Origin of the sequence: Xanthobacter autotrophicus (genome assembly GCF_030015065.1) — a bacterium.
Taxonomy (GTDB): domain Bacteria; phylum Pseudomonadota; class Alphaproteobacteria; order Rhizobiales; family Xanthobacteraceae; genus Xanthobacter; species Xanthobacter autotrophicus_D.
In genome coordinates, this window is the sequence record NZ_JAIVFN010000131.1 from 1 (window position 1) to 11901 (window position 11901).

Here is an 11901-nt window from a genome sequence, read left to right on the forward strand (position 1 = left end):
CCCCTCCCCCGCACGCGGGAGAGGGAGCGACGCTGGCGCTTTTCAGCCCCCTCACCCCGAGTTGCGCAGGCCCGCCGAGATGCCGTTGATGGACAATTGGATGCCGTGCAGCACCTTGTCGTCGCCGGAATTGGCGCGGTGCTGGCGCAAGAGCTCCACCTGCATGTGGTTCAGCGGGTCGAGATAAGGGAAGCGGTTGCGGATGGAGCGGTCGAGCAGCGGGTTGTCCTCCAAGAGCTTCTGCTGCCCCATGATGGCGAGGACATACTTGATGGTGCGCTCGTATTCGGCCCGGATGCGGCCGAAGATCTTGGTGCGCAACTCCACGTCCGGCACCAGCTCGGCATAGCGCGAGGCGATGGCGAGCGAGGACTTCGACAGCACCATGTCCATGTTGGAGAGCTGGGTGCGGAAGAAGGGCCATTCCCGATACATGGCCTGCAGGAAGGACAGGCCATAGTCCGGCCGCCGCTCGGCAAAAGCCTCCACCGCCGTGCCGAAGCCGTACCAGGCCGGCAGCATCAGCCGGCACTGGGCCCAGGAGAACACCCACGGAATGGCGCGCAGCTTCTCGATGGAGCGCGTCTTCGCCCGCGAGGCCGGGCGCGAGCCGATGTTCAGCGTTGCGATCTCGCTGATGACGGTGGAGGACCAGAAATAATCCTCGAAGCCCTCGGTCTCGTAGACGAGATTGCGGTAGGCGCCGAAGGCCGTGTCCGAGATCTCCTCCATGGCGGTGAGGAACTCGGTGCGCGGCGCATTGTATTGCGGCTGGAGCAGCGAGGCTTCCAGCGTCGCCGAGACCAGGATCTCCAGGTTGCGCCGGCCCATGTCCGGGTTGGAATACTTGGAGGCGATGATCTCGCCCTGCTCGGTGATGCGGATCTGCCCGTTCACCGCCCCGCCCGGCTGGGCGAGGATGGCGTCGTAGCTCGGCCCGCCGCCGCGGCCCACCGAGCCGCCCCGGCCGTGGAACAGGCGCAGGCGCACGTTGTGGGCGCGGAACACCTCGATGAGGCCGATCTCGGCCTTGTACAATTCCCAGCCGGAGGTGACGAAGCCGCCATCCTTGTTGCTGTCGGAATAGCCGAGCATCACCTCCTGCTCGTCGCCCCGGCTGGTCACCAGCTTGCGATAGGCCGGGATGGAGAACACCCGGTCCATCACCTTGGCGCAGACCTGGAGGTCGCCGATGGTCTCGAACAGCGGGATGATGTTCATGGCCGTGGTGCCGTCGGCGGTGACGAGGCCCACTTCCTTCAGCAGCAGCGCCACTTCCAGCAGGTCGGAGACGCCCTCCGCCTTGGAGATGATGCAGTTGGGGATGACCGCGCGGCCCAGCGCCCGGTGCGCCTCGGCGGCCGTGCGCAGGATGGCGAGTTCCGAGCGGGTCTCCTCCTCATAGGCGAGGAAGGGCGAGGCCAGCGGCCGGGCGGTGGCCAGTTCCTGAAGCAGGAGGGCGATGCGCGCCTCCTCGTCGAGGCCGGCATAATCGGTGCCGGGCGCCACCTTCTCGAACAGGTCGGCCACCACGCGCTCGTGCACGTCGGAATTCTGCCTGAGGTCGATGCAGGCGAGGTGGAAGCCGAAGCAGTCCACCGCCCGGCGCAGCAGCCTGAGCCGCCCGCGCGCCAGCACCTTCGATCCGTTGGCGCAGAGCGAGGCGGAGATGATGTCGAGGTCGGCCTTGAGGGCGGCGGCATCGGCATAGGGGGCGAGATCGTCGGCCTCCGGCGCCTCGTCCTTCAGCTGCCGGGCGGTGGCGCGCAGGCGCCCGAGCACATAGGCCAGCGCGAGGCGATAGGGCTCCTCGCGGTGCTCCTGGGAGCGGTCGGGCGAGCGGGCGGCGAGGTCCTCCAGTTCCGGCGAGACCTTGATGAGCCGCGCGGCGAGGGACAATTCCGCGCCCAGCGCGGTCAGCTCCTGCTCGTAATGGGCGAGGATGCGGTCGCGGTGGACACGCACCGTCGCCTTCAGCACGTCAGCCGTGACGAAGGGATTGCCGTCCCGGTCGCCGCCGATCCAGCTGCCGATGCGCAGGAACGAAGGTAGCGCTACCTCGGAGCCATCCTGCGAGAGGCTGTCCTCGATGGAGCAATAGAGCCGGGGCAGCTCGGTGAGGAAGGTGTAGTCGTAATAGGACAGGCCGTTGGCCACCTCGTCCAGCACGGTGAGCTTGATGCGGCGCAAAAGCGCCGTCTGCCACAGGGTGAGCACGGCGCGGCGCAGGGTCTCCTCGTCCTGCTCCTGCTCCGCCGGGGTGGGCACCACGCGCTCGCGCCGGTCCAGCAGGGCCGCGATCTCCATCTCGCGGTTGAGCGTGCTCTTGCGGCGCACCTCGGTGGGATGGGCGGTGAGCACCGGGCTCATGTGCGCGCCGGAGAAGAACGCCGTGAGCTGCTGCGGCCCGATGCCCTGCGCCTCGGCGCGGGCGAGGGAATAAGCGAGGCTGCCCGCCCGCGGCGCCGAGCCGGCGATGGCATGGGCGCGGTTGCGGCGGATGTGGTGCTCGTCCTCGGCGATGTTGGCGAGGTGGGAGAAGTAGCTGAAGGCGCGGATGATATCGACGGCGCGCTGGGAGGAGAGGCCCTCCAGCAGCGCGCCCAGCTCCTCGCGGGCCGCCTCGTCGTCATCGCGGTGGAAGCGGATGGAGGTCTGGCGGATGCGCTCCACCAGATCGAACACCTCCTCGCCCTCCTGCTCGCGCACCGTGTCGCCGAGAATCCGCCCCAACAGGCGAATATCCTCGCGCAGGGGCCGATCCTTCACTTCCTCGTCGCCCGGCGCCTCGATGGACCAAACCGCACTCGTCATCTGACAACCCTTCCCCCGGAGCGGATCGCAGCCGCTTTTCGACGTTAGTCTTACGGAATTTGTGCAGGAGCGAAAGGGTAACTCCGCGGCAGAACACTCTTGCCGTCTGCACGCGTGAGAGGCATCCGCCGCGGACCGCGGCCCTTCCGGCATGGCTGGCCCGCGCCGCCCGCGCTTGCGCGGCGCAGCGTCGCGGGGTTATGGCGGAGCCGGTACGACACGCCTCCCTGCCCTCCCCTGCGATCCCGTCCGATGCCCCTGACCCCCGACGCGCTGCTCGACTTCCTCGTCGCCAACGGCATTCCCGCCACCACCTACACCCATCCGCCGGTGCACACGGTGGCCGAATCCCAGGCCCTGCGGGGCGACATTCCCGGCGCGCACACCAAGAACCTGTTCCTACGGGACGCCAAGAAGACCTATTTCCTCGTCGCCATCGCCGAGGACACGCCGGTGAACCTCAAGGCGCTGAAGGAGCCTTTGGGGGCCAGGGGCTCGCTATCCTTCGGCTCGGCGGAGGCGCTCTACGAGCATCTCGGCGTGCTGCCGGGATCGGTGACGCTGCTCGCCGCGGCCAATGACACGGCCGGCCTGGTGAAGATCGCCATCGACGACACGCTGCTGAAAGCCGAGGCGGTGTGCTGCCACCCCCTCACCAACGCACGCACCACCTGCCTCACCCCGGACGCCCTCGACGCCTTCTTCCGCCTCACCGGCCACCAGCCTCTGGTCATCGAGATCCCGCCGGCGCCGGAGGCGTAAGGCTCCCTCAGCCGGCACAGGCCTTCATGACGGTTTCGTCGGAGCCGGCCTGGGCCAGGAGGGTGCGCAGATCCACGCCCTGGATCAGCGGCACGAAGTTACCGCCTGGCTTCAGCCGCAAGTAGGTGCTGAGCGGCAGCGGTCCGGACGGCAGCATGCCGCGCACGCAACCCTCGGCGGACACCGCGAGGGAGCCGTGGAGGCGGCGCCCCTTGGCAAGCTCGTCCGACTTGAGCGCCAGCATCTCGCTGCGGGCGGCCTCCAGCTTGCGCCGCCCCTCATCGGTCAGGCGGAACACGGTGATGCGCTGGCCCTCGTGCTCCTCCTCCTTCAGGGCGGCGAGCGCCTTCGGGTCGGCCTCCACCTCCAGCGACGCCTGGACGGTGGTCTTGCGGCCCTCCTCCCCCGGCCTCCAGTAGGACATGATGACGAACGCCCCGCCGGGCACCGCGACGATCTCCTTGGGCGCCCGCACGGCGGCGCGCAGCACCGAGAGGTCCGCCGTATCCAGGTCGAGGCTGGCCAGCTGCGGCAGGCTGGCGACGGGAACATGCGAGCAGGCGCCGACGGACAGGGCCAGCGACAGCAGGAGCAGGGAGCGGCGGACGAAGGCACGGCCGAGACGCATATCTATTCTCATTAAAGATTGCATATTTATTGTTTTACGATAAATTTTGAATGCGTCAAGGAAAGTCCCCTCATGTATCCTCCTCCCCTCGACCCCCGCCTCGATCGCGTTGTGCGTCTCGGCCGCGCCTTCTCCATGGCCACCCTCGTGGTGGTGTTGCTGCTGGTGGCATCCGGCCTCGGCATCTGGCTGCGCCCGGCCCTCGTGGAGCAGATGGTGGTGCCGCGCCTCGGGCTCGCCGGGCACCAGGTCTCGCTCGACGGCGCAAGCCTGTGCGCGGGCCTCGTCATCTCCGCCGTGCCGCTCGGCATCCTTGCCTATGGATTGCTGCAGGTCCGCCAGATCTTCCGCGACTTCGGACGCGGCGAACTCATCTCGCAGATGCTGGCGCACCGCCTCGAACGCTTCGGAGCGGCGATTGCCGTTCAGGGACTGATCAGCCCGTTCGCCAGCGCGGCGCTGAGCGTCGCGCTCACCCTGGGCAATCCCCCTGGGGAACGCGCCCTCGCCGTGTCGCTGTCGAGCCACGACGTGGTGGCGGTGATCGTCGGGCTGCTGATCATCGGGGTCGGCGCGGTCATGCGCGAGGCGGCGCGAATCGCCGAAGAAAATGCAAGCTTCGTCTAGAGCGCGATCCAGTCAGATTGAACCAATCTGATCGGTGAATCGCCCTCTAACTCCAAGATAGAGCATGCGCCGCTCAGATCGCAGTGCGATCTGAGCGGCGCATGCTCTAGAGCGCTTTCCGTTCTCCCTGGCTCACGGCAATCGCTCTAGATTTTTGTTTTAACGCGTTTTCTTCACGCAAACCGGTATCCACTTCGCTCGAAAACGCTCTGATGCGAAGGGCAATGGGAGCAACATGCCCATCATCGTCAATCTCGACGTGATGCTGGCGCGCCGCAAGATGCGCTCGCGCGAGCTTGCCGAGCGCATCGGCATCACCGAACAGAACGTCTCGCTGCTGAAGTCGGGCAAGGTGCGGGGCGTGCGGTTCGATACGCTGGCGCGCATCTGCGAGACCCTCGGCTGCCAGCCGGGAGACATCCTGGAATATGTGCCGGGGCCGGAAGAGGAGGCGGACTAGCTCCGCCGCGCCGGCTCCCGATCACCGCGCGATGGAATCATAGGCCTTCTGGGCGGCGAGCACCGCATCCATGTTGGCCTCGGCCCAATGGGCGAGGGCGGCGACGGTATCGGTGAGGGTCCGCCCGAGGTCGGTGAGGGCATATTCCACCGTCACCGGCACGGTGGGGAACACCTGCCGTGAAATAAGGCCGTCCCGCTCCAGCTTCTTCAGGGTCTGCGACAGCACCTTCTGCGAGATGCCGGCGATGTCGCGGCGCAAGTGGTTGAACCGCACCGGGCCGTCCCGCAGCCGGTCGAGGATGAGCAGCGCCCATTTGTCCGCCAGCCGGTCCAGCACCATGCGGGTGGGGCAGCGGTCCTGATAGACGTCATAGGGCTGATCCATCGTCCCTCCACCGCGCAGCCTGTACCGGCGCCGGCCCTTGGCCGCGCCCGGTTTCCCGGCGGTGACCATGTGAGCTTCAGGTGCTCTCTTTCGGCCCGCCGGCAAGGCTTATATGTATCCCCTCGATAGATGGTTTCCAACAGAAACCTATCAAACCGGATTTCGGGAGCAGGAAATGGACGATGCGATTCTGGTGATCGGGGCCACGGGCAATGTGGGGCGCCCCCTGGTGAAGGCGCTGACGGCGCGCGGCGCCAAGGTGAAGGCCGCCTCGCGCACGGGCAAGGCGGTGGACGGGGCCGAGGGTGTGGTCTTCGATATCGCCGATCCGGCCACCTTCGGCCCGGCCTTGGACGGCGTGAAAAGCGCCTTCGTGATGCTGCCCACCGGTTCCATGGACCCCAAGGGACAGCTTCTGCCGCTGATCGAGGCCGCCAGCGCCCGCAAGGTGAAGGTGGTGTTGCAGAGCGTGTTCGGCGTCGATGCCGACGATTCGATCCCGTACCGGCAGGTGGAGATCGCCCTGGAGCGCTCCGGCACGCCTTACGTGATCCTGCGGCCCAACTGGTTCGCGGACAATTTCCACACCTTCTGGAAGCCCGGCCTCGACCACGGCGTCATTGCCCTGCCGGCGGGCGCCGGCAAGTCCAGCTTCATCGACACCCGCGACATCGCCGAAAGCGCCGCGGCGGCGCTGACCTCCGACCGCTTCGACGGCCGCTCCTTCAACCTCACCGGTCCTGAGGCACTGGGCTATGGGGACGCGGCGGCGATCCTCGCCACGGTCATCGGCAAGCCGGTCGCCTACACGCCCATCGACGACGACACCTTCGTCGGCATCCTCGCCGGCGCCGGCGTGCCGCAGGACTATGCCCGTTTCCTCGCCACCATCTTCGGGCCGGTGCGCGAGGGGTGGACCTCCGCCGTCACCGCCGACGTGGAGACCCTGACGGGCCACGCCCCCCGGTCGCTGGCGACCTATGCGAGCGACAATGCGGACCGGCTGAAATAGGCGCCGCGAGCGGAGCCCGGGCTGTCACAGGTCCATGCGGTACCGGACGAAATCGTCGGCCTCGACAAAGCTGTCATAGAGCGCACGCGCCGGATTGTCCTGGCGGGTGTGCCAGTAGAGGCGCGACCAGCCCCTCTCCTTGCCGAGGCTGACGAGATCGGTGATCAGGCTGCGGCCGATCCCCAGGCCCCGGCAGGCGGGATCCACGAACAGGTCCTCCAGATAGCAGATCGGGGCCGCGACCCAGGTCCCCTCATGCAGGACGCTGATGGTGAAGCCCGCCAGCCCCCCGTCGCGCCGGGCGACGCGGCCCAGCAGCAGGGACGCGGGATCGAGGATGCGCTGCCACGTGTGGTCCGTGATCTGCGGGGCCACGCTCGCCTTATAGAAGGCGTTGTAGCCCGCCCAGAGCCGACGCCAGCCGGCCTCGTCCGCCGGCTGGGCATCCTCTATCACCACCGCCTCGCTCATGGCCCGCGCCCCGCCCGACGGGACGGGCCTCAGTTGCCGCCATCGAGCAGGCGGCGGGCGATCACCTGGGCCTGGATCTCGGCCGCGCCCTCGAAGATGTTGAGGATGCGCGCGTCGCACAGGATGCGCGACACCGGATATTCCAGCGCGAAGCCGTTGCCGCCGTGGATCTGCAGCGCATTGTCCGCCGCCGCCCAGGCGACGCGGGCGCCCAGCAGCTTGGCCATGCCGGCCTCAAGGTCGGTGCGGCGCCCCTCGTCCTTGGCGCGGGCGGCGAAGTAGGTGATCTGGCGGGCGATCATGGTCTCCACCGCCATCATCACGATCTTGTCGGCGACGCGTGGGAAGGCGATGAGCGCCTTGCCGAACTGCACCCGCTCCTCGGCATATTTCAGGCCCACCTCCATGGCCGCCTGGGCCACGCCCACGGCGCGGGCGGCGGTCTGGATGCGGGCGCTCTCGAAGGTGGTCATGAGCTGCTTGAAGCCCTGCCCCTCCTCGCCACCGAGCAGGTTGGCCGCCGGCACGGTGAAGCCGTCGAAGCCGATCTCGTATTCCTTCATGCCGCGATAGCCGAGCACCTCGATCTCGCCGCCGGTCATGCCCTCGGCGGGGAACGGGTTCTCGTCGGTGCCGCGCGGCTTCTCGGCGAGCAGGATGGACAGGCCCTTGTAGCCGGGCTCGGCCGGATTGGTGCGCACCAGCAGGGTCATCACGTCGGCGCGGACGGGGTGGGTGATCCAGGTCTTGTTGCCGGACACCTTGTAGACGTCCCCCTCCTTCACCGCGCGGGTGCGCAGGGAAGCGAGGTCCGAGCCGGTATTGGGCTCGGTGAAGACGGCGGTGGGCAGGATCTCGCCCGATGCCAGCTTGGGCAAATAATGGGCCTTCTGGTCGTCGGTGCCGCCGGCGAGGATCAGTTCCGCCGCGATCTCCGAGCGGGTGCCGAGCGAGCCGACACCGATATAGCCGCGCGACAATTCCTCGGTGACCACACACATGGCCTCCTTCGGCAGGCCGAGGCCGCCGAACTCCTCGGGAATCGTGAGGCCGAACACGCCCATCTCGGAGAGGTGGGTGATGATCTCCAACGGGATATAGTCGTTCTTCAGATGCCATTCGTGGGCGTGGGGAGCCACCTCCGCCTCCACGAAGCGGTGCATCTCGGTGCGCATGGCCTCCATGGTCTCGTCGAGCCCGGCCTCGCCGATGGTGCCGGTGGGGTGGGCGCCGCGGATGATGTCCGCCAGCGCCGCCCGGCTCGCCGCCGTATTGCCCTTGGCCGCGAGGGTCGCGATGGCCGGATCGGCGCGCAGGGCGGCCGCGGTCTCGTCCGAGACATAAAGGTCGCCGAGGCGGACGATCTCGCCCTGGCTCATGGGGATGCCGCCGAGAATCTGGGCGACATATTCGCCGAGGCCGATCTGCACGATCAGCTTTTCGGTGGCGCCGAACTTGCCCATCTCGGTCAGGCGGTCGGCATAATGCACCAGTTCGCGCACGGAGAAGACATAAGTGGCGAACCAGGCGAGGGCGTGGGTGGAGCGCTGCTCGCGCTCCAGCAGCGCCGGGGAGATACGGCCGCCCTCAGTCACCTGCGCCTTCACCAGGGAGGTGGCCTCCGCCAGCAGGGCTTCGAGCCGCGCCGTGGCCGTGCGGCCGAGCGCGACGGCATCCAGGGTGTCGGTTTCGACGGTCTGAAGGGCGGCGCTGGCGCTCATGAAGGCTTTCTCCCCGATTGTGCGTTGCAGAATTGACCTATCCTTGCCCCGGAACCGTTCCAAAGCAACGCCTGATTCCGGCAGCGGCCCGCGCCGCGACGGAGGGTTCGCCGCCATTGTGCGGTGCCCGCAGGCGTCTTCGCGTTAGAGAGGAATTTCCGCCAGGGGTCGATCCGACCTTCTTCCCATGCGCCAGGGACAGGGAATATGTTTTCCATTGGAAACTAAATTGTTTCCGCGCGCTCCTATCACACGCATCGCAAGGCCGCGCAGCCTGCTACCGGTCGGTTTCGACCTCCTCGAACCGGGCGGCGAGGTCTTCCAGGTTCTCGCGCACGTGGTTGCAGGCGGAGACCGCCGCGAACAGGGAGGTCAGCGTGTCGGCGCCCGCCGTCTCCAGCACGCCCTCGCCGTTCAGGCGCTCGGCCTCCGCCTCCAGCGCCGCCACCGCGGCCCGCGCCGCCTGCGCCTTCTCGTCGAGGCCCGCCACCTCCTGCCCGTCGAGGCGATCGGCCAGAGCGTGCATGGAGGCCGACAGCGCGGCCACCGCCGCGTCCAGGCTCGGCGCCACGCGCTGGGCCACGTCCTTGTCCATGGGCCGGTCGGCGCCGCGCAGCAGGATGATCACCGAGTGCCACAGCCGCCGGCAGGAGCGCACCACCGGCGCCGGGTCCGCCTGCCCCACCAGGCCGCCCACCTGCTCCGTCAGCGCCTCCGAGATGCGGGCATCGGCGGCCCGCAGGGCCACCCGCGCCTCGGCGTTCAGCCGGTCGAGGTCGCCGGGATCGAGGCCGCGGCCGACGAGGCCGTCGCGGCCCAGCTCCAGCAGCCGGGCATTGAGGCGCAGGGCCTTGGCGCAATGGGGGAAGAGGCGCAGCAGCGCCCGTTCGGGCAGGATCAGGATGGACGAGGCCATGCCCACCACGCCGCCCACCGCGATCTCGAACACCCGGTGCAGGCCGGACAGCCACGGCTCCACGTGGCTCGGATCGGCGAGCAGCACGATCACCACCGTCACCGGCGCCAGCTTGTAGCTGGCCGAGCGGGCCGACAGGGTGGCGGTGAGGAACACCGCGATGCCCAGCGCCGCATAGGTGAGCACTGCCGAATTGCCCGCCAGCATGGCCGCCGCCACGCCCACGACACCGCCCACCACCGTGCCCAGGGCCCGGTCGATGGCCACCGCGAGGCTGGCGCCGATGGTGGCCTGCACCACCAACACCGCGGTGAGCACCGCCCAATAGCCGTTGGGAAGGGCGAGGCCCGTGGCGAGCCCATAGGCCACGAGCCCGGCGAGGGCCGCCCGCAGCCCGAGCTTGAAATGGCTGGGACCCAGCAGGCCGGAGAGCCGCTCAAGGAAGCTGGGCAAGGCGGGTCCCGGGTCGGGGCTCGGCATGGTCCTATCCGCAAACGCTCGGACGCGGCAGCGCGGCCGCCGCCTGCCCGTTCCTATCCCATGGCCCCGCCCTCCGCCAGCAGGCGCGCGCTTGCCATTCGCCGCGGAAAGCCCGATGTGACAGGAAACGGGAGACCCCATGCTGCGGCGCATCATCCATATCACGCTGGATGCATTCTGGACCTTCGCCGCCGACGACGGCTGGGCGATCGCGAGCCATATCGCGCTGTCGGCGCTCATGTCGCTGTTCCCGTTCCTGATCTTCGTGACCGCGCTGGCCGGCTTCCTCAACCTCCAGCCTCTGGCCAACGAGACCATCCAGCTCATCCTGGAAACCTGGCCCCAGCAGGTGGCGGGGCCGATCTCGCGCGAGATCTACAGCGTGGTGAACCAGGTGCGCACCGACGTACTCACCTATGGCGTGGTGCTCGCCATCTACTTCTCCTCCAACGGCATCGAGAGCCTGCGCATCGGCCTCAACCGCGCCTATGGGGTGAAGGAGATGCGCTCCTGGTACTGGCTGAGGCTGGAATCCATCGGCTACGTGCTGCTTGCCGCCGTCTCCATGCTGGCTTTGTCCTTCCTCGTGGTGCTGGGACCGCTCATCTGGCAGGCCGCGGTGGCGCAGGTGCCGGCGCTCAAGCCGTTCTCGGGCGCCATCACCCTGATCCGCTTCGGCGCCACCTCCATTATCCTGGTGGTGTCGCTGGTGGTGGCCCACCTGTGGCTGCCGGCGGGGCGGCGCTCCCTTGCCGAGGTGGCGCCGGGCATCCTCGTCACGCTGGTGCTGTGGCTGGTGGCGGCCACCACCTTCGGCTTCTACCTCGCCGAGTTCCCCGCCAATTACGTCACCACCTATGCCGGCCTCGCCTCGGTGATGATCGCCCTCGTCTTCCTGTACCTCACGGCATCCATCTTCGTGTTCGGCGGCGAGCTCAACGCCGCCATCAAGCGGGCGTTCTGCGGCGCGCCGGCCGCCGCCGGAACCGACGCCGGCGCCACGCCCGCCCCCGCGGAGGCGAAGCAATGAGACCGGCCCCACCGGAGAGGGCGCCGTGAGGGGGCTCCTGCCGGAGGCGATGCCGTGAGGGGGCTCCTGCCGGAGGCGATGCCGTGAGGGGGCTCCTGCCGGAGCCCCGCCCCGACGGGCGCCAATCCGAGACCGCGCGTGCCGTGCAGCGCGGCGTGCTGCGGCACCTGGCGCTGGCGGGGCTGGCGGGGGTGCCGGAATTCGCGCTGGCCTCGGGGCGGCGTGCGGACACTCTTGCGCTCGGGCCGAAGGGCGAGATCACCATCATCGAGATCAAGTCGTCGGTGGCCGATTTCCGCGCCGACGCCAAGTGGCCGGAGTACCGCGCCTTCTGCGACCGGCTCATGTTCGCCGTGCCGCTCGATTTTCCCGTGGAGATCCTGCCGGAGGAGACAGGCCTGCTGGTGGCGGACGCCTTCGGGGCGGAATGCCTGCGCCAGCCACCCCTGCATCCGCTGGCGCCGGCCACCCGCAAGGCGCTGACGCTGCGCTTCGCCCGCGCCGCCGCCACGCGGCTGGCCATGCTTTACGACCCGGACCTGCTCCGGGGGCTGGTGTAGGGCGGGCACGGGGGCACCCGCTCTGAGATAGAG

12 protein-coding genes are annotated in these 11901 nt (G+C 68.5%); 6 read left to right on the plus strand and 6 right to left on the minus strand.

The genetic code is table 11. The features are described 5' to 3' along the window. Window positions 1-51 precede the first annotated feature (51 nt). Complete coding sequence (ppc, locus tag K9U40_RS19570; RefSeq protein WP_282891814.1) at window positions 52-2814, minus strand: phosphoenolpyruvate carboxylase; 2763 nt, start codon at window positions 2812-2814, stop codon at window positions 52-54. Window positions 2815-3066: 252 nt separating this feature from the next. On the opposite strand from ppc, the gene K9U40_RS19575 reads away from it, so the two are divergent. Continuing rightward, a complete protein-coding gene (locus K9U40_RS19575) occupies window positions 3067-3576 on the plus strand; it encodes a prolyl-tRNA synthetase associated domain-containing protein (RefSeq protein ID WP_282891815.1) in 510 nt (169 codons plus the stop codon). 7 nt (window positions 3577-3583) lie between these two features. On the opposite strand, the gene K9U40_RS19580 is transcribed toward K9U40_RS19575, so the two are convergent. After that, window positions 3584-4204: a hypothetical protein gene (locus K9U40_RS19580; protein ID WP_282891816.1), complete on the minus strand. Its 621-nt coding sequence runs from the start codon at window positions 4202-4204 to the stop codon at window positions 3584-3586. Between the two features lie 72 nt (window positions 4205-4276). Here K9U40_RS19580 and K9U40_RS19585 point away from each other — a divergent pair, with 72 nt between their 5' ends. After that, the gene (locus K9U40_RS19585; protein WP_282891817.1) at window positions 4277-4831 is read left to right on the plus strand and encodes a DUF2975 domain-containing protein; all 555 of its coding nucleotides are present in this window, start codon (window positions 4277-4279) and stop codon (window positions 4829-4831) included. Between the two features lie 235 nt (window positions 4832-5066). Beyond that, window positions 5067-5291, plus strand: a complete 225-nt coding sequence (locus K9U40_RS19590) for a helix-turn-helix domain-containing protein (protein WP_282642768.1) — start codon at window positions 5067-5069, stop codon at window positions 5289-5291. A gap of 21 nt (window positions 5292-5312) precedes the next feature. On the opposite strand, the gene K9U40_RS19595 is transcribed toward K9U40_RS19590, so the two are convergent. Beyond that, a complete protein-coding gene (locus K9U40_RS19595; protein ID WP_282891818.1) occupies window positions 5313-5678 on the minus strand; it encodes a winged helix-turn-helix transcriptional regulator in 366 nt (121 codons plus the stop codon). 175 nt (window positions 5679-5853) lie between these two features. Here K9U40_RS19595 and K9U40_RS19600 point away from each other — a divergent pair, with 175 nt between their 5' ends. Next, entirely contained in the window at window positions 5854-6690 is an 837-nt protein-coding gene (locus K9U40_RS19600; RefSeq protein ID WP_282891819.1) for an SDR family oxidoreductase, read from the plus strand. 24 nt (window positions 6691-6714) lie between these two features. Here the strand turns inward: K9U40_RS19600 and K9U40_RS19605 are convergent, their stop codons facing one another. The 3 genes from K9U40_RS19605 to K9U40_RS19615 all read right to left on the minus strand — a co-directional run bounded on the left by K9U40_RS19605 (window position 6715) and on the right by K9U40_RS19615 (window position 10278). Further along, window positions 6715-7161 carry a GNAT family N-acetyltransferase gene (locus K9U40_RS19605; RefSeq protein ID WP_282891820.1) on the minus strand — a complete coding sequence of 149 codons (447 nt, stop codon included), beginning with the start codon at window positions 7159-7161 and terminating at the stop codon, window positions 6715-6717. Between the two features lie 29 nt (window positions 7162-7190). Beyond that, a complete protein-coding gene (locus K9U40_RS19610) occupies window positions 7191-8882 on the minus strand; it encodes an acyl-CoA dehydrogenase family protein (protein ID WP_282891821.1) in 1692 nt (563 codons plus the stop codon). Window positions 8883-9159: 277 nt separating this feature from the next. Next, window positions 9160-10278, minus strand: coding sequence for an FUSC family protein (locus tag K9U40_RS19615; RefSeq protein ID WP_282891822.1), 1119 nt, complete (start codon window positions 10276-10278; stop codon window positions 9160-9162). Between the two features lie 139 nt (window positions 10279-10417). On the opposite strand from K9U40_RS19615, the gene K9U40_RS19620 reads away from it, so the two are divergent. Together K9U40_RS19620 and K9U40_RS19625 are read left to right on the plus strand one after the other, a co-directional pair. Then, complete coding sequence (locus tag K9U40_RS19620; RefSeq protein WP_282891823.1) at window positions 10418-11308, plus strand: YihY/virulence factor BrkB family protein; 891 nt, start codon at window positions 10418-10420, stop codon at window positions 11306-11308. An 83-nt stretch (window positions 11309-11391) separates the two neighbouring features. Then, complete coding sequence (locus K9U40_RS19625; RefSeq protein WP_282891824.1) at window positions 11392-11868, plus strand: MmcB family DNA repair protein; 477 nt, start codon at window positions 11392-11394, stop codon at window positions 11866-11868. The last annotated feature ends 33 nt before the right edge of the window (window positions 11869-11901 follow it).